The organism is Pseudomonas sp. AU12215, assembly GCF_001675465.2.
In the GTDB taxonomy this organism is placed as follows: domain Bacteria; phylum Pseudomonadota; class Gammaproteobacteria; order Pseudomonadales; family Pseudomonadaceae; genus Pseudomonas; species Pseudomonas nitroreducens.
This window is the reverse complement of sequence record NZ_MACM02000115.1, coordinates 1-16193: the sequence shown is the minus strand read 5'-3', so window position 1 is coordinate 16193 and position 16193 is coordinate 1. Positions and strand designations below refer to the sequence as shown.

The following is a 16193-nucleotide window of genomic DNA, read 5'->3' as shown; positions in this document are numbered from 1 at the left end:
TTCATGCTGCTGGCGACTTGCATACCTGGCGACCTGGGAGAACATGCTCCTACGTGAGCAACTTCTACCGCAGGAAGATCCCATGTCCGCCACCCTCCTCCCGAAACCGATCCTGGACGGCATTCAGCGTGCCTACTCCATCAGCATGCTGTGGGAAGGCACCGCCGCGAACACCAACGTTCCGGAAGAGCGCCAGCTGCTGAACCTGGTGCTGCCGACCTGGCAGCGCGAGTTTGTCTGGACCGAGGAACAGCAGCGCGCTTTCGTCGAAGGCATCTTCCTGGGCTTCGGTACCGGCTACTACGTCATCAACGGCCGTGACTACGAAGGCGGTAACGATCGCTACATGTCCGGCTGGCTGCTCGACGGTCAGCAGCGCATTACGTCGATCGCTCGCTTCGTGAAGGGTGAGCTCACCGTCTTCGACGGCATTCGCTACAGCGACCTCAGCATTGGGGAGAAACGCCGCCGTTTCGATAACGTGGTTTTCCCGTGCATCGAATTGGAGTACCTGGCGGATGAAGAGCTGCTCAAGGCCCTTTACCGTCGCCTGAACTTCGGCGGCACCGCCCATACCGAGGCAGATCTGCAGCTGCTGAACAAATAACCTATAGCGAGCCGTTATCCTCCGCCCCGATGAGACAAGTCGAGAGAACACCATGAGCCTTCAACATCACCCCATTGATACCAAGCTGCAGATCGGTGAACGGCTGTTTGTCCATGTACGCCCAGGCTGGTGGCGTGAAGATCACCCGGTGCACGGCAATCGCGTCACACGCCCTACCTGCTCTCTGGAACGCATGGAAGAGGCCTGCGGTGCACAAGCCGTAGTACTGCCGGCCGATCATGGCTACTTCGTCGATTGGAATGGTGATGCTCGCCTAACCGCTGCCCCTGGGGATGGGTTTTCCTGCCAGGTCAACGTTGAGACGGCGCATGTTGACGTTGTCGACAGCGAAGGCTTCGTGGTGCACGAGTGCTCGTTTTTCAGAACCTTTGAGTCCATGAACAGCGCTGGCATCAATTGCTGGGCAAATAACCCTGCCCTAAACAAGGGGATGAACGCATGAGCGGGTTCAAATCGCTGCTGACCGCATACCTTGCAGCACACCCGGATTTTCTGCCGCCGGCAGATGCTGGCGAGGAGGTTGCGTTCGAACGTGACGGCCTTGAGTGGAAGGTATCGGTGCGTAACGGGGGTGAGAACTTCGTTGTTACCGTTGATTGTGAAGATCTACTGGGTTGGCTTTGGCTCCAGCAGGCTGGGTGAAACGGCGCAGAGCATCTATTGCAACAATCTGATCAACCCATACCTGCTGAGTGTTCACTACCTGCAGGTCAAACATCGAGGATGCACATGAAGAATTTCCTTTTCAGCCTTGCAGTCCTGGCTTTCTTGGCGGGTTGCGACGCCGTGAACGAGGCAGCCACCAAGGTGATCCAGGAAAGCGGCCCCATGACCCTGGTTTTCCACCCTGGGTACAAGATGCTGGTCGACGGCAAACCATCCCCCATCTTCGGTACAGACGAGTGCCCCAAGGCTGATCCCTTCATGAAGGCGTTCTTTGGCCCAGATCCGGACGAGGGTGATAAATCCTGTGTGGTGGTTGCTCCTGAGACCAAATCGGTTGAGGTGCTGATCAGCAGCGCTGGCCGCCCGGTTAAGGAGACCTGGACTGTCGAGCGGAACAAGGATCTGACCACGCTTCGCCGGGCTGACGGCAGCTATGTCCTAGATGCCAATGAGCCACCGGCCGTCTGGTGAACCACATTCGCGAAGGAGCTTACCATGGGCATTCGCCTTGAGCTGTTGTGCATCAACTCGGAAGATCCAAGCACCGATGACTGCTACACCATCAACGAAAAGGGTGTTGGCGTTACAGCTGACGACTCCCAAGCCGATGTTTCCCGGCAGTACAAACTGCTGCAGGAGATGGCCCATAGGCACGGCTGGCGCTGGACAAAGCTCGCCCAGGGCCCTAAGGGATGGCTCTGCCCCAGCTGTGTCAAACTGTACGAAGAGCAGACCGGGCACGCACTGTCTGAGCCTGAGTCCAATTCCCAGAATGGGGTCATGACCGTCCCGCTTTCTACTGGCGAAATGGCACAGGTGGTCAAGCGTATGCACGACATGGGCTTAAGTGTCGAGTCGATCGCCGTGAAAACAGGAATGGCTCTCCGGAAGATCTGTCATCTGCTTGCTCTGGCCTGCCTGCCGCCAGAAGTATTTGAACTGTACAAGCGTGGTGAGGTGGCCGGTTCGATTGCTCTGAGACTGATTTGCGTCTTGGGTGGAGATAAGGCCTCTGAACTCCTGAGAGAGCTACTTGAGAAGCATGGGGCTGTTGGCTTTTCTGATCATGGCGAGCGCCTTATAGCCGAGCTGACAAAGCGCATTGGCGTGACTCTGCCGCCTGAGGTTGCCGATTAAGATACAGCTACATTGACTCACGATAGGTAAGAATTGCGATGCTCAAGGCCCTCCCGCCCCAGGATGTGGACGACACTGAGAAGTACCCGGTGATCATAACCTTCGACAATGGCTCGGTATGGCTGAAGCGCCGCGGCAAGCCGACCAAGAAAGTTACAGCATGGTGGTGGGCTGGCATCGCAGCGATGCTCCTCATCCTGTTCAACCCGTTTTAGTTCAAGGAAAACGTAGATGGAACGTATCACCCTTCAGGGAGAGCCGATCGCAATGGACCCAGTTCAAGCAGGCCGGACTGCCCCAGAGTACCTGGTGGATTTTCTTGAGCAGCTTGGTGAAGTGTCGCTCGACAGCGAACAGCGGCAGGCTCTGCATGCTGTTGTTGAAGACCTGCCGGAAGGCGCGTCCTTGCGCGATCTGATTGAAGCGCTGAAGGCCAAGGAAGCAGCTGAGCTGGGCATCAGCCTGGAGCAGTACGAAGCACTCACCCCGTTGTTCCGAGCCCTCCAGGCTATGCAGGAGAAAGGCAATTTTTCGCACCTCTTTACCGATGGCTCGGACAAGTAATCGCCTGGGATCGGAATCACCCTCTTCCATGGCCAATACTATGACCCAGCCCAGCGACGAGCCCCCTCTCGCGGAAGGCCATTGGCTGCCGACAGCTACGGTGGCGAATACCAGCACCGGCGCCATTAGCTGGCAAGGAATCCCCAGGCGGGCCTATTCCGCAATGGTCGGGGCAAAGTGCGTCGGGAAGGTCCGCTATTACCCCGCCCATAAGCATTGGCGAGCCACGCTTGAGGGCTGGGTCTGGATCGTTACACCCGAAATGGGTGCCGCCCGCTTCAGGCTCAAGGAAACACCCGTCAAGCACTTCAAGTCCAGAGCAGAGGCCCAGTCGGCCATCGAGCGGGCCTGGGCCCTACCCCGGCATCCAGCCTAAGCGCTGCCATCTGCTGACAACCGAAGTACCTTCGACCAGCAGCCTCACCTCCCCATACAACAAAAAGCCCGCAGTTAAGCGGGCTTTTTAGCTGTTAGTGTCCATACAGCTCCGGACATTACTCATCGAGCTCCGGACGTAGCGCTTGCAGCTCCGGACGTTTGGTGAGGGCAACGACAACCATCGCGGACACGACGTCACTGCAGCAATCGCAGCTGTGCGCACCTGGTGAGGCTGCCCCCTCCTCCGCTGATCGCCACCGGCCGCATTCAACCGACTTCAGGTCATCCAGATCCAGCATGCCGTGGAGGTTTACCAGGTGGTCCAGGATGTCCTCAACCGGCGCCTTCTCCATCCAGGACTCCAGATCCACCTGGTGCTGGTGCATGACCTGCTCATTCGTCATTGGCAGGGCTCGGCTTCCGAGAGCTGGGCGGAGCGTCTTGAGCTCAGGCCGCGGCCCCAGCCCGATCGTCATCCAGGCAAGGACGAAGTCATTGCATTTCTCACAGTGGTGAGCCGCTCCCCACTTGTCCCCGCGAGACCGATACCAGCGGCCGCAGGGGATCGTATCGAGGTCACCTGCCTCCAGCTTTCCCCCATGCAGGGCAGCAAGGTACCGCAGGATGTCTTCTGCAGGAGCTTCCTGTATCCAGGACTCCAGCATCTCGTAGTGTGCAAATTTTCGCTGCGAAAGGATGGCAGGGCGTGGGATGGCTTGGGTCGTCATAGAACTATCCAGGGGAGAAGAACTAGGCCGAGTATGCGGCCGTGGCAGGCAGGGCTAATGCCCCAACTGCTCCCTGGATAGGGATTCTTTCCGCTCCGGTGCAAGATGCCGGAGCCGGCTGAGAGAACGAAGGATCTTCGTCCAATGCGTGGCGGGGCCGCCAGTCTAGATCTTGATGTGCCCGCCCTTGATCTGCTCGAGCACGCGCTGCTTCATTGCCCCGTGAAGGCGGTTCAGTACCACCCCCAGCAGATCTTTCTTGGCCAGCTCCTGTTGAGCCAGGAACAGGTTCTTGCGGCCAGGCTCCTCGGCGATGTTTGCAGCTGTACGCTCCTCGAGCTCTACCAACGCTTCATGCAGCGCCAGCAGCGTCGCATCGAATGGATCCACACCAGGAACCACCCGCTTCTTGTTGGCCAGCAACCAGGCACGCTCAGCCTCGGTGAAGCGCTGATCCTCAATGATCGCGCGGAAGTCCTCTTCCTTCGGAGCAATCGGGAATGGCTGAGGGCAGATTCGGCGGCTCGCCACGTCATCAACGATTTGCTCGAGGTCTTTCGATGAGCACGAGGGACACAACCGGAGCCCGCCGATGCCGCGGGCCTGGCGGCGCTCCTCGGATGAGGCTGAAAGGTAAAAATCGACGCAGCACTGGGGGAAACCGAACAGCTTCGCCAGCACCTGGTCAGCAAACTCTGGTGTCGTGGTCATGGTCAGCAGCCGAAAGCACGTTCTGCAGCGACTTCAGCGGCCATTTCGGCATCCAGCTGCGCATTGATGCGCGCCTCACGGCGCTCCAGGACCAGCTGGCGCTTCTCGCCAAAGGACATGGCTGCCACATTCGGGACCTTCACACGACCCAGGCCATCGCACTCTGTACAAGGCACGTCGTAGGCACCAGTCATGTAGGCCTGCTGCTCGTCGACGTGCATGTCGTGCCACTCACTGGAGGTGAAGCCATTCGAAAACGCGGGGTTATCGACAGTGCTTTCGCCGTCGCAGCAGGGGTAGATAATCCATTTGTGCTTCTTCATGGCGTTGTCCTTCGGTTTCATCTAGGCCAAGTTTCCCACTGACCTTCTGAAGAGCAAACCAGCGCAACCATCCGCTAGCCACCCTGTTGGAACTGGCCCCTCATCAGGGGCTCAATAGACCATTCCTGACCAGCTGCACTGCAGCATCATTACCTCGTCGCCAGGCTAACACCTGGCAACCATTGAGGGAGCCGGAACCCGTAAGGGCCGGAAGTCGCAAATCTTCGTCTCCATAGGTGAAGCTCCTAGACTGGGACTCCCTCAATGCTTATCTACCCTCTGGTGCTGCGACAGTGCCCTGAGCTACGCCTGTAGCCTCTCGAAACGCCTTCAAGCCTTCTTCTGTCATCACGCATACCCACTTGCCAAGCTTTGGGTACGGCATGGCCCAGCCTTTTCGATATAGCGCCCGGATTGCTGGGATGTGTTGGCGCCCAGTGATGATTTCCGGATGTTCCGGACTGAACTGTTCCAGGTCGTACGGCAACCAGGCCAACGGGTAATTTCTCGCCAGGAAGCGCATTACCGTCAGCTGGGCAGGTGTGGGCTTGCTCACCGGTGACCGCCTTATTTTTCAGGCAAGCGACGCTTTGGACTTACTGGCCAGCCATGCCTGGCGCTTCGCCAGAGCATCACCGCCGACAACAAGAGCCTCCCACCGATATCCCGAACGCTGCGCCCATGCGGCAGTGCAGGAACCTTCCAGGATCATCTGTTCGATGGTTACGGGCTTTTCCATTCGTTCATTCCTCGCCGGCGGCGCCGGTTCACGTGTGGGCTCCAACATAGCGGCGCCGGATCTAACAGCGGCCGTCGGGCAGCACTATGGTCAATGTTCGACTTTCTCAGGCTCCGCCTTGGCCGCATACCAAGGCTCGTAGTAGCTCATTGGGAGGATCTCAATGCTCGCTGGCTCGCCGGTCTTTGCGGAAATGCGCTGCACTGCCTTGAACACGATGTCGACAGCCAGGTGGTGCGCCTTGCGCATGCCGTCTGGTGTCGTCGGCAGCCCGGTGTCATGAATCATCCAGTAAGTGCCGACGATGTTGCCCCGGATGATCAGCAGGCATGTTGCCCTCCTGGGGTGGACATCAACCTCAATCTTCAGGTACCCGGCGAAGGTCTCCTTACCCAGCCGTTTCCGGTTGGCCTGGATGTCTTCATGCTCTTTCACCAGAGCATTGATGAAGCGGGTTTTCGTCAGTCGATCGTCCATACGCCACGTCCACTTTGCGAGCCTTCAACAGGGGAGGTTCCGCCCTTTGGTAACTGACCCTCTTAGAGGGTCCAACTCAGCTTCCCAGGACGCCCGATGTTGGCAAACTTGCCACATCGCCGGGCTCACGCCTGGTGATCATTGAGGGAGCCGGTACCCGTAAGGGCCGGAAAGCATTCGCATCTCATTCACGGGAAGCCTCGGGCTTAAGGACTCCCTCAATGTCTTTCCCACCTACTCGACCAACTCCAGGTTGCCGGCCATCGCGTTGTCGATGCATTCGCGCTTGGTGCTCCCCTCGGCGATGTAATAGCCACCTACGGCTTTAAGCCCAGCGGCCTCTGCCGCCATCGGGCCCATCCAGATTCGAAGATAGCCCTCTCCAAACTCAGGTTCTTTCAGCAGCACCCAATCCAGGCGCTCGATGTCGGTATGTTCTGCCATCGTTTGAACTGCCATTTCTCAGTTATGAGCCCGTTTCAAGGCTGATTCCACGGGTTGATAATCGGCACACCAGTGAACTCGAAGTCCCGCACATTCCGCGTCACGACTGACATGCCGTGAACTAGCGCAGTAGCGGCGATGAGTGCATCACGCTCACTTCGTGGATCAGGGACATGAAGCTGTGCGCACCGGCGAGCTACAGAGGTGTCGACTGCCAGGATGCGGCCAGCGAAGCCAGGGAGGACATGCTGGTCCAGCCACGAGCGAAGAATCGCACCCTGAGCCACATCTTTTCGCTCGCACTGCAGCACGCCTTGCTCGATCTCCAGCACGGATATGGCTGAGATGTAGAGCTCTCCCGCCTGCACACCCTGGGCCCATGCAATGACCCCAGCGTCTGCCCTGCCCTGCTTAGCCTTCCGGAGCTCAGAGACAATGTTGGTATCCAGCAAATACATCAGCTGAGATCCACCGGCTTGGACTGAATCACCACGCGAGGAGGCTCAAACTCAACCTCACCACCCTCAGGCATCGCCAGAATGTCGATGATACTGGGCTGGGTACTGGTCAACCGCTGGTACTCCTCAATGCTGAGCAGCACATGCGCGGGCTTGCCGCGATCAGTAATGAACACCGGGCCGCTCAGCGCAGCCTTTTTGGCTCCGCTGGTGTCTTGGTTGAACTCGCGACTGGATACGGTAGTAGTCATGCTCCTGCCCTCACGCACTCAATGTAGCCATGTTACTACATTCGACCTCGGCTTCAAGCAGGGCCACCATAGGCATCAGGCGCCGGCTTCGTCCTTAGCATGCTCTAGGACACACGCCATCAAGTAGGTGACCCCATCCGGGATGTGCGAGAAGGAGGCACTTTTGTTGGCCGGGACCATCCAGCGCTTGGTCGCTGCCGCAATGGCGTCCGGAAGACTTTGTCCTTCGTGAAGGAAGTTACCCACCTCGTCTGCAAAGTAACGTCCGTCTTTGCTGTCGAGGAAAGCACGCACGACCTCACCTGGCTGTTTGGTTGCCTCAGTGATGAGGCCCATAGCCAACACCCAGGCATCTGGCGCTTTAACCTCTGGGTTCTCTGAGTCCGAAATGGTCCCCCAGAAACCCCATTGCGGATTTTCGGTCGGGAGGACTTCGTTATCGGTCGACATGGTTCAGCACCTGGGTTGTGGGTTCTTGATGTTGAGGATGTTCGCACGCCAGCTCTGAACTGCAACTATGGCGGCCCTACTCCCACCTTGCGCTTTCGACGGCTCCGCTAACCTGGCTCCACTGAGAAACAGTATGGGTAACGAGACATGCATAGCGAGAAAGCGGGTGCAGCCACAGCTGCAAATTCAGCATCTGGCGTGACCGAAGAACAGGCGGAAGTAGTGGCGTACATGTTCATCAAGCCGGACGGCAAACTCATGATGGACGCGGTTCGCCACAAGCCGTCTCAGCCAGCTGAAGCAGTTATGACCGTCAAACAGCACAAGCGCATCGTCGCCACCCAGACTGAATCCCTCCGCTCCCAGGTGGTCGAGCTCAGATCGCTTATTGTGGACATCGGCGCGGATAAGGGCGCCTTGAGCATCAGCGCCAGGCTTATCGAACGCATGGAGGCTGCCTTGCTGGTTCCGATCCCTCGTTTGTCCCAGACTGGAACTGCTCAAGAGCACGCATGAGGCAACGCCTCTCACCTGATCTTGAGGTAATTCCGCGCGCTTCTACGGATTTTGAGCTTGCGCTTCTACGGCCTTCGGGAAAATGGCACTCAGATCGCCACTGACGGCAACTGAGGACATCCCCATGCAAACTACCGTTGAAGCCACCCAGGCTCTGAAAGACTCCGGCTTCAAGTTTCCTCACGAGCTGGGGCTGTTCCGTCATCCCATGCTGAACGACGAGGGCAACACTGTTGACCCTGTCACCCTCGGCTTCACCATCATCGGCACCGGCGGCGGGTGCGAAGCCCTGGAGCTCGCGGTGGGCGAGTTCCTCATCTGGATCACCGCGGATGACGGCTGCTCCACACCTGCTGAAGCGGAATGGGCAGAAAGCCTGATCGGCATCTATCGCGCTGCCGATCGGGAAGAGGTTGCGATGCTCACCGGCCTGCAATGGCTGGAGGTGGTGGGCTCGTTGGTCAACTCCATCCCCACTGACCAGGATTTGGACAACAAGACCCTCGCCGAGCTCTCGGCCTGGTACGTCGATCGCGTGGGTTACGATCCACTGAAGGATGATCCGGACCTCGACCCTGACACCTTCCGTGCTGACTGCAAGGAATATGCGCTGATCGAGCGCTGCGGCGGCCTCGATAGCGACGCCTACCGGATGATCGAAGCGAGCCGGCAAGACTCGAACGACCAATAAAGACATCAGGCATTGCGCCGGCCGGCTCTCAACGGGGGAGCCGCATAGCTCAAGGGAATCGCGTTATGAAAAAGACTCGCATGGTCGAGATCGAAGAAACTTTCTGCGACATCTGTGGGGAGAAGTGCGGCAACCACACGGTCTTCACCGACGCTAATGGGCATGAGCAGCATGGCTGCCATGAGTACAACGAAAAGCTGGGCAAGCTCTGTCGCGACGTGCTGAACGACCAGATTGTCGCTGCAGCCATCGCCCGTCGGCACAAAACCGCAGAAAACTAACGTCTCAAGGTTGTGCTTTTGTGGCCTGTGAGAGAATGCAGGCATATGGAGGGAATGCCCCGGCAACCCTCCTCTCCCCAATACTGTGAGGACTCCATCGCTATGGATATCAACGCCCAACTCGACGCTGCCGGCCTTCAAGTAGTCAGCGGGAACATGCGCCTTCAAGCAGCGCTGAGCGCAGGGATTGCCGTCGAAGCTACAGACGACCAGGGCAACCATTTCCGCATTTCTCTCCAGGGGGCACAGGTGAGCGTCGAAAAGCTGGAGAAGCCGAGCAGCCAGGGGCTCGCCTCTGTGCTTGTGAGAAGTATCCAGGGCGGCACCAATGCCACTGAAGTACCGCAGATTCCCGTCAGCTCTCTAACGCCGTGCCCGGCCAGCGCCCGGCTGAACACGTTCTCCTTCAGGGCTGAGGGGGAGAATGATGTCGTGCAGTTCTTGGCAGCCGCAGAGGCTCATGGCTTAACCGTCCAAGGCAACGGCACTGTGCGCCCCGACGCCGATGGCCTACCAGACGTCGACGTCGAGATCCAAACCAGCGCGACCCTCGAGCAGCTACAGGACGTCCTGCGCAATCTGGAAGATTCCCACGTGATGCTCCAGACCCTGCGCCAGCTCCCCCTGGATATCAACTCACTCGAGCGGGACTACGACCTGCACTGATCGCTGATCAGACGCCCAAGCGAACTGTTACGGAAGAAACATGGCCACCACGACTCCTACCCAGAAAGCTACCGACAACTGGACGCCGATTTACACCCGTTGGCGTCATGGCGGCTGGTACGTGCGGAACACCATCTATCCAGGCGGCTCTAGTGGCTGCGTCAGCCGCAACTACGAAGACGGCAAGTGGCGAATCGTCTGCGATAGCCGCCGGAAGAACCTGCACGAGGAGGGCGATTTCACGTATCCCACTCGGGATGCTGCTGCTCGAGCAGAACGGGATCTGGTGGCCCAGGGCGTCATTGGTGCTACCCGATAGATCATTGGCTGCAGCACCAGCACTCCGAAGCTCTGCCTCTCAAAGGCCTGCTCTACGCGGGCCCACTTCCGAAGCGCTTGGATACTTGCAGATCCTGCCACGCCTGGATAATGGATCTCAGCAGTTACTCAACCTACTGATGAGGCCCCACCCCATGAACAGTGCTACCCGCGCGCAATCCGATCAGTCCCTTCTTGGCTTCGCCCTCAAAGTGAACGAGTTCAGCCGCTGCAAGGTGTATGACTTCGCGGATGGCTCGTTCCTGACTGTTTGGGATAGCGGCCGCACCGAAGTGAACGCAGTAAATCCGTAAAGACATCAACAGGGACGCACCAACATGCTGATCGAGTTGAGCGAATCTGAAGTGTGTTTTATCAGACAAGCTGCAAGGGAGTACCGGACCGTAGCTCCCGAGCATGTCGCCGCGGATCCTGGAAAGCTTGAGCGCTGGCGAGAAGAGCGCGAGCTCTACGAATCGGATCGAATGAGTGTCGACCGTAAAATGACCGACGTTTTAGCGGCAACCGTAGGGTAATCCCAAGCAAGTTCCTGAGAAGTCTATACCGCCAGCAGTCGCTGGCGGTCTCGTTTCCAATCGACTATGGCCTGCGGACACCCTTGACCATGTTCTTCGCGGCCTGTTTGGAAATTCCGAGTTGTTGAGCGACCGCCTCTAAAGCCCTGTCATCCATCATCTTCTTGAACTCGGGCGAAAGGTTCTCCAACGCTTGCCCGATGTTCTCGAGAAGAGGACGCACCATCTGCAGTCCATGAAGGCCTCTGGCGCCTCCATACTGCACTGCCATGGTGGTAACCATGGCCACAGCACCGAATGGCGACAAGCCAATCCCTTCAAGCTCTTCGAATATCAGGCTGACTGAATGTTGAGCCTTGCGCATGGACTCGGGGCTGAGCTTCATATCGCTGTCAAAATGCGCTTTCGTATGAGAGAGGGGCGAATAGTCCATGGCTATTTGAGACGCGATGACATTCGAACGAATCGCTATCAGCGCCCCCTCTTCCGACATTGCCCGATCAGCAATTAACTCATCCGTCGCGTCTGGATAGTTCTCTTTTATCTGCTTTACGGCGGTTGCCGAGAGCTTGGCCGGATAGAGGTCGTGCAAGATTGCCAACGATGCGAGACACATCCCCAAAGCTGCCTCGACTGGGTTTTCATCCACGATGTCCTCGACGCGCTCCAATATTTCCTCTTTCAACACAGTTGCTTCTGGCAAACCAAACATTTGGGGATCCTCGCTTTCCCTGGCTATGCGGTGCGCATAGAGACAAGCCGATACTAGTCCAACGATAAGCATGGCACTTGCGCTTTATCGGATCCGTGGAGAATAGCTTTCAAAGGGGGCAACAAGGGCAGCAAGCCCACCAGGCTCCCGACCAGATCCTAGACGTTCAGAAGGCGGCAGCGGCCATAACAGCTGGGCCAAGGCGAGAGCCGAAGGCCTGGACGCACCGAAAGGTGCCGACGCGGGGTGAGCAGAGTGTGCCCCGGACCTTGAGCTAAACCGGTCCATAAAACAGCTGCAGGTACTGATGGCTCCGCGGTTAGAACTACTTCCAGCAATGGGGGCACAGGCTAACCACCTCCACCGCCTCTGGCGGTCCTTCCTGGGAACAGGAAGTCTCCCTGGTAAGGGAGAGGGGCCAGGCGATACCCGCTGCCAGCGTAACTGGCACAGAATCCCCAAGCCCGGCCTAGTGCCGGGCTTTCTGTTTTCCCGCAGAAAAGCGCCTGCGCCAGCTAGGGCTGTGCCAGGCTGCGACTCAAGCCCATCACTGGCTTTCGGTCAGTACTTCTCCAGAAGGACCTTCTGGCACTCTGGTGTAGGTCTTACCGGCCAGGACCCTCCGGACCTGGTCAGCGTTCTTCGCCCCTACCCTGGCCATGATTTCATCTGCAGGAACACCTCCCTGCCCCAGGCTACGGATCAGCATGACTTGTTCAACGGAAAGGCGCCCTTCCGGCCCGCAGATGACCTTCATGGCGTATTCCGGGTCATTCCACTGCTCAGCCACCCAAGGCGCTGGCAGGCCCTTCCTGGGATGCTCTCGCAGCCAGGCCTCCAGCGTGCGCTCCACCTCTTCTGGCCAGGGAACCACGTTCTTCCCTAGGATGCGGTGCTTGTGGAGGTATTCGATGCCCGCCTTGCCGCCAGGGATCATGTTCAGCAGGCGCTGATCATCCCAGTGGCCAGCTACAAACACCTCCTCGAGGTCCTGCAGCTCATCCAGCGTGCTGGCGACGCCCATCACCTTGTGATGCACATAGGTGAGCTGTTGAGCCTCCTGGCGCTCCCGGTAGGCCCGGTGGAACTTGAGCGGCGATCCGCGGTTGATGGCAGCCCGGTGCTCTCCCCAGCGCTTCTGCCAGTCCCTGCTGGTGATCCCGACGTAGAACAGGCCATCTATAGGGTATTCGTGGCCGGCGCCGAAGATGTGCTGGTACAGAGTGAACCGATGGCGCAGGAAACGCTTAGCCGTTGGCGCGAGGATCATCGCGAGCGGGATGGAGAACAGCTGCGCCGGTGTAGCCGCGGTGTTCGCCTCTTGCGTGAGCGCCTGCATGATGCCGTTGCCCCCGCTGGCCGGCTCCCGGAGCATCTGCCTCGCAACCTTGACGTCATGCGCAGCTGTGAGCTTCGGATCCGTCACCACCTCCAGCTGCAGCAAGGGCTGCATTGCCAACTCTTCCACCGGGCCGGACTCACTCACCAGCCTATGGCCTGGCCTAACCTGCTGCGGCTGACCGGGGAAGTAGCTCCACTGACCGTTGCGCTGCAGCGCCACCAGGTGGATCACCGGGAAGTAGAGCCCTCCCCGAAAGACAGCAAGGGGGTTGCTGATTAGGGCTTTGTACCCAGGATGCTCGCGCGAGATGGTCTCTAGGGCTTCGTCAAAAGCCCGGTAGTGCTTGAAAATCTCCTTTGGAGCGAATCGTCTCAGGGCATCCTTGTCGAGCATTGCATCACCTGTTGCCAGCAGCCTGGAGAGAAAGCCCCCGAGATTAGCCTATCCAGGGGCGAAGACGGGTTATCGTAGCTCCGCCACACTCAGCCGGCACCAGGAGACCGACGATGCATGACACCGCAGCACAGAGCGATATCCCCAATGAAGAGCTTGACCCGGTCATGGCGTTGCTCCACCAGGCCAAGCTGCTGGCGCGGCAGTACTACGAGCTGACGACCAAACCGCTCGGTGTCACAGGTGAAATCGCTGAGTACGAGGCTGCCCGCATCCTGGGCCTCACCTTGCACCCGGCACGGACAGCCGGCTATGACGCCACCGAGGTGCGCGACGGAAAACCCTACAAGATCCAGATCAAGGGCCGGTGCATCACCAAGCAAAATACCCGCAGCGCCGGCCGGCTTGGTTCGATCAACCTCAAGCAGGAGTTCGACGGGGTGATGCTGGTGCTGCTCGACCACGAATTCAACGCTTTCGCGATCTACGAGGCTCCCCGCAGCCTGTGCGAGGAGATGATCATGGCCGAAGGCTCGGTAGCGAGAAACGTGAGGGGCTCTTTGGCCATCAGCCAGTTCAAATCGCGCGGCACGCTCCGCTGGTCACGCCCACAGCACGGATAAGCCCCCTGCCCCTGGGCATCCCCTTCGACCAATATTTCTTCTGAGGTAAAGCCCTCCAATGACCGAACTGTTCACAGCCGAAGACGGCCTTTGCTACAGCATCACGATCGACGACGACGGGCAAGAAATCACCATCGAACGCGATGGTAAGAAGGTGGGCTCCATCAGCCTGGATTTCCATAGCGGTGAGTCCTGGGACAACAGCCCCGACCGGTACCACATCACAGACCTGTCGCTTGAGCAGTGCAAAGGGAAAGGCATTGGTCAGCGCTGCCTGGAGCTCCACATCGAAGAGTTCGGGATGAAGCTCACCGCTGGCGTGGCTGGCAGGGGGGAAGCACCGGACGGCAGCCAACTCATCCGCGATGGCATTGGGTTTATCAAGCGCATGCGCGAAAAGGGGATCGTCTGCCCCTCTGAGTTCGATTTTGATCGCCCAGAGTGGGACGAAGACTGACAAAGCGGACTGACAGGGCGAGTTGCTTATCTGTGGCGAATGGTACGGTGTAGCCATCCGCAACAAGGGATTTAGGTGATCGTGCAGTCAGGCCTTTCCATTGTCGGTGCCATCCCGATCAGAGCAGCTGTCCTGGAGCACCGGTTTGCCCTAGAAGGGCTTGCAGCCATTGCAGTTGCCAGCGAAGAAGAGGACCCGCGCAAGCGGGTAATTGGCACATCTAACCAGTCTGATGTCGTCGAGCTGTACGGCTGGGCCCAGGACATAACCCGTCACCGCGACAACTCTGGGTGGATCTATGGTGTCTGCCTCAATCCAGGTAGAACGCGCCTATTCGCTACTGATGAGCGAACTCCAACCCCTGGGGAGACGCTTGAGGTTGAGCTGTCGGCCGGTACGGTGTTCCGCCTGGACGATTACTTTACCCACTGGACTCAAGACAGCGGCCCGCGCCTGGCGGCATTCATCGGCCCCTTTGCGCAGCCCTGCGACGGTCTGGCATTGGCCAAGCTTCGGAATGCCATTGAGCAGCTCGCTGAGGGCGTATACAGCCTGGCCCCAAGAGTATCTGGAGGTTTTCGGGTGCTGCTAGCCGATGAGTGCTGGGCAACGCACGACTATGAATCCCGCAGCCTGATGCTATTGGCAGATGCGAAAGCCTCCAATGCGGACATCCTCTGCTGCGCGGAGTGCGATAAGCCTGCAGCTATCATCGACCATTACTGGCCCTACGAGCAGTCTGCCAACCGCTGCTACGACTGCAAGTAGAGCTTTCAGGCCGGCTCTGCTGCCGCTATTGGTCCACGACGGGGTTCCGAATTACCGGCCTGGGCTCGTCTTGGGAATGTACTTTGTCGCTACTGACACCGGCAGACAGGCAACCCGCGCTAGGCCCTGGATATCTGCAACACACCGGAATTCTGGAGAACACACGAATGAAGATACTGACCAGTGCGCTGATTTTCTTTGGAACTGCAGTTGCTTTTGCCTTGGCCGCGAGCTTCGTTGCCATCACACCAAGCACCAGGGCAATGGCATTCATGGCGGGCGCTTTGGTGGGGATTGGCCTTGTTGCAATTGACCACAACCACACCGTCGGCTCCGCAGCCAGTGAAGCCGCTGATTCCCCTCGCGAAAGATTACTGCCAGGACTGCTTCGTTCGCTGAAAGTCATTTTCGTTGGGACGAAATCCTAGGAATCACCCAATTGAGAAACTTCGACCCGCAAATCAGCGATGCTTGGCCCTGCTGGCGATCCGCTTTCTTCTCTTTGATGCCCTCTTGTCGAGCACATTCGCCGCTGAATCAAGTGCCCGAGCAAGCCAGTAAAGCGGCCAATGCAGCAGCATGCTGATACGTTCGGCGCGATAGCTCAGCTTAATCACATCGTTGGCGAGTCTTCGAAGATTCAAATTGGCTTCCGATGGTTTGCTTCAGGCTTGAGCGGTTGAGAGGATGGTGCAGATAGGCGATGATCGCCCGCCAGCGCTTCCGGTCGACCTGTCACTCCGTGATGACAATCACCCAGAATCGGGTAGGAGGCGGGGTCGCCCCCGCCGTCCTCCCACACCACCGTACATACGGTTCCGTATACGGCGGTTCCTGCCTACTGACAGACTGCGTCAGCGAGCTTGGTTCCGTTGATGTGTCGCCTGTGGTAACTAAGCGCCCAGACCGGCCCTCGGAGTTTCCGACTCCTACCTC

General features: G+C 58.4%; 29 protein-coding genes. 18 read left to right on the top strand and 11 right to left on the bottom strand.

The window, feature by feature from the left end:
• The first annotated feature begins 82 nt into the window (after positions 1-82).
• The 7 genes from A9513_RS14855 to A9513_RS14830 all read left to right on the top strand — a co-directional run bounded on the left by A9513_RS14855 (position 83) and on the right by A9513_RS14830 (position 2995).
• A complete protein-coding gene (locus A9513_RS14855) occupies positions 83-607 on the top strand; it encodes a DUF262 domain-containing protein (RefSeq protein WP_065327478.1) in 525 nt (174 codons plus the stop codon).
• 52 nt (positions 608-659) lie between these two features.
• Entirely contained in the window at positions 660-1070 is a 411-nt protein-coding gene (locus A9513_RS34990) for a hypothetical protein (RefSeq protein WP_141678423.1), read from the top strand.
• Positions 1067-1270 carry a hypothetical protein gene (locus A9513_RS14845; protein WP_065327476.1) on the top strand — a complete coding sequence of 68 codons (204 nt, stop codon included), beginning with the start codon at positions 1067-1069 and terminating at the stop codon, positions 1268-1270. The genes A9513_RS34990 and A9513_RS14845 overlap by 4 nt, the downstream gene beginning before the upstream one ends.
• 87 nt (positions 1271-1357) lie before the next feature.
• Complete coding sequence (locus A9513_RS14840; RefSeq protein ID WP_065327475.1) at positions 1358-1765, top strand: hypothetical protein; 408 nt, start codon at positions 1358-1360, stop codon at positions 1763-1765.
• Positions 1766-1789: 24 nt separating this feature from the next.
• The gene (locus A9513_RS36530; RefSeq protein ID WP_255302862.1) at positions 1790-2431 is read left to right on the top strand and encodes a hypothetical protein; all 642 of its coding nucleotides are present in this window, start codon (positions 1790-1792) and stop codon (positions 2429-2431) included.
• Positions 2432-2469: 38 nt separating this feature from the next.
• On the top strand, positions 2470-2646 hold the full coding sequence (locus tag A9513_RS36070; protein ID WP_176707245.1) for a hypothetical protein: 177 nt from the start codon (positions 2470-2472) through the stop codon (positions 2644-2646).
• A 16-nt stretch (positions 2647-2662) separates the two neighbouring features.
• Positions 2663-2995, top strand: a complete 333-nt coding sequence (locus A9513_RS14830; RefSeq protein WP_065327474.1) for a hypothetical protein — start codon at positions 2663-2665, stop codon at positions 2993-2995.
• 494 nt (positions 2996-3489) lie between these two features.
• Here the strand turns inward: A9513_RS14830 and A9513_RS14820 are convergent, their stop codons facing one another.
• The 9 genes from A9513_RS14820 to A9513_RS14785 all read right to left on the bottom strand — a co-directional run bounded on the left by A9513_RS14820 (position 3490) and on the right by A9513_RS14785 (position 7954).
• On the bottom strand, positions 3490-4101 hold the full coding sequence (locus A9513_RS14820) for a hypothetical protein (protein ID WP_065327472.1): 612 nt from the start codon (positions 4099-4101) through the stop codon (positions 3490-3492).
• A 165-nt stretch (positions 4102-4266) separates the two neighbouring features.
• Positions 4267-4812 carry a hypothetical protein gene (locus A9513_RS14815; protein ID WP_065327471.1) on the bottom strand — a complete coding sequence of 182 codons (546 nt, stop codon included), beginning with the start codon at positions 4810-4812 and terminating at the stop codon, positions 4267-4269.
• 2 nt (positions 4813-4814) lie between these two features.
• Entirely contained in the window at positions 4815-5135 is a 321-nt protein-coding gene (locus A9513_RS14810) for a hypothetical protein (RefSeq protein WP_065327470.1), read from the bottom strand.
• A 574-nt stretch (positions 5136-5709) separates the two neighbouring features.
• Complete coding sequence (locus tag A9513_RS36065; protein ID WP_176707244.1) at positions 5710-5874, bottom strand: hypothetical protein; 165 nt, start codon at positions 5872-5874, stop codon at positions 5710-5712.
• 90 nt (positions 5875-5964) lie between these two features.
• Positions 5965-6351, bottom strand: coding sequence for a hypothetical protein (locus A9513_RS14805; RefSeq protein WP_065327469.1), 387 nt, complete (start codon positions 6349-6351; stop codon positions 5965-5967).
• 234 nt (positions 6352-6585) lie between these two features.
• On the bottom strand, positions 6586-6795 hold the full coding sequence (locus A9513_RS14800) for a hypothetical protein (RefSeq protein ID WP_065278581.1): 210 nt from the start codon (positions 6793-6795) through the stop codon (positions 6586-6588).
• Positions 6796-6830: 35 nt separating this feature from the next.
• Positions 6831-7253 (bottom strand): type II toxin-antitoxin system VapC family toxin, encoded by a 423-nt coding sequence (locus A9513_RS14795; RefSeq protein ID WP_065327467.1) that lies wholly within the window; start codon positions 7251-7253, stop codon positions 6831-6833.
• The gene (locus A9513_RS14790; protein ID WP_065278579.1) at positions 7253-7504 is read right to left on the bottom strand and encodes a type II toxin-antitoxin system Phd/YefM family antitoxin; all 252 of its coding nucleotides are present in this window, start codon (positions 7502-7504) and stop codon (positions 7253-7255) included. The genes A9513_RS14795 and A9513_RS14790 overlap by 1 nt, the downstream gene beginning before the upstream one ends.
• Before the next feature lie 75 nt (positions 7505-7579).
• On the bottom strand, positions 7580-7954 hold the full coding sequence (locus tag A9513_RS14785; protein ID WP_065327466.1) for a hypothetical protein: 375 nt from the start codon (positions 7952-7954) through the stop codon (positions 7580-7582).
• Between the two features lie 147 nt (positions 7955-8101).
• Between A9513_RS14785 and A9513_RS14780 the strand changes: the two genes are divergently transcribed.
• The 7 genes from A9513_RS14780 to A9513_RS14760 all read left to right on the top strand — a co-directional run bounded on the left by A9513_RS14780 (position 8102) and on the right by A9513_RS14760 (position 10962).
• A complete protein-coding gene (locus tag A9513_RS14780; RefSeq protein WP_141678422.1) occupies positions 8102-8470 on the top strand; it encodes a hypothetical protein in 369 nt (122 codons plus the stop codon).
• Between the two features lie 124 nt (positions 8471-8594).
• On the top strand, positions 8595-9161 hold the full coding sequence (locus A9513_RS14775; RefSeq protein WP_065327464.1) for a hypothetical protein: 567 nt from the start codon (positions 8595-8597) through the stop codon (positions 9159-9161).
• A gap of 65 nt (positions 9162-9226) precedes the next feature.
• The gene (locus A9513_RS14770; RefSeq protein WP_065327463.1) at positions 9227-9442 is read left to right on the top strand and encodes a hypothetical protein; all 216 of its coding nucleotides are present in this window, start codon (positions 9227-9229) and stop codon (positions 9440-9442) included.
• A gap of 102 nt (positions 9443-9544) precedes the next feature.
• Positions 9545-10108 carry a hypothetical protein gene (locus A9513_RS14765; protein ID WP_141678421.1) on the top strand — a complete coding sequence of 188 codons (564 nt, stop codon included), beginning with the start codon at positions 9545-9547 and terminating at the stop codon, positions 10106-10108.
• Positions 10109-10148: 40 nt separating this feature from the next.
• A complete protein-coding gene (locus A9513_RS35555) occupies positions 10149-10427 on the top strand; it encodes a hypothetical protein (protein WP_086250771.1) in 279 nt (92 codons plus the stop codon).
• A 154-nt stretch (positions 10428-10581) separates the two neighbouring features.
• On the top strand, positions 10582-10740 hold the full coding sequence (locus A9513_RS36060) for a hypothetical protein (protein ID WP_176707243.1): 159 nt from the start codon (positions 10582-10584) through the stop codon (positions 10738-10740).
• Positions 10741-10764: 24 nt separating this feature from the next.
• The gene (locus A9513_RS14760; RefSeq protein WP_065327461.1) at positions 10765-10962 is read left to right on the top strand and encodes a hypothetical protein; all 198 of its coding nucleotides are present in this window, start codon (positions 10765-10767) and stop codon (positions 10960-10962) included.
• Between the two features lie 64 nt (positions 10963-11026).
• Here the strand turns inward: A9513_RS14760 and A9513_RS14755 are convergent, their stop codons facing one another.
• On the bottom strand, positions 11027-11674 hold the full coding sequence (locus A9513_RS14755) for a hypothetical protein (RefSeq protein ID WP_065327460.1): 648 nt from the start codon (positions 11672-11674) through the stop codon (positions 11027-11029).
• 547 nt (positions 11675-12221) lie between these two features.
• Positions 12222-13409, bottom strand: a complete 1188-nt coding sequence (locus tag A9513_RS14750) for a hypothetical protein (RefSeq protein WP_065327459.1) — start codon at positions 13407-13409, stop codon at positions 12222-12224.
• A gap of 113 nt (positions 13410-13522) precedes the next feature.
• On the opposite strand from A9513_RS14750, the gene A9513_RS14745 reads away from it, so the two are divergent.
• From A9513_RS14745 to A9513_RS14730, 4 genes are all read left to right on the top strand, one after another.
• Positions 13523-14032, top strand: a complete 510-nt coding sequence (locus A9513_RS14745) for a hypothetical protein (RefSeq protein ID WP_232925157.1) — start codon at positions 13523-13525, stop codon at positions 14030-14032.
• 58 nt (positions 14033-14090) lie between these two features.
• Entirely contained in the window at positions 14091-14489 is a 399-nt protein-coding gene (locus tag A9513_RS14740; protein ID WP_065327458.1) for a GNAT family N-acetyltransferase, read from the top strand.
• A gap of 75 nt (positions 14490-14564) precedes the next feature.
• The gene (locus A9513_RS14735; RefSeq protein WP_065327457.1) at positions 14565-15257 is read left to right on the top strand and encodes a hypothetical protein; all 693 of its coding nucleotides are present in this window, start codon (positions 14565-14567) and stop codon (positions 15255-15257) included.
• Between the two features lie 167 nt (positions 15258-15424).
• Positions 15425-15685 (top strand): hypothetical protein, encoded by a 261-nt coding sequence (locus tag A9513_RS14730; protein WP_065327456.1) that lies wholly within the window; start codon positions 15425-15427, stop codon positions 15683-15685.
• Positions 15686-16193: the final 508 nt, after the last annotated feature.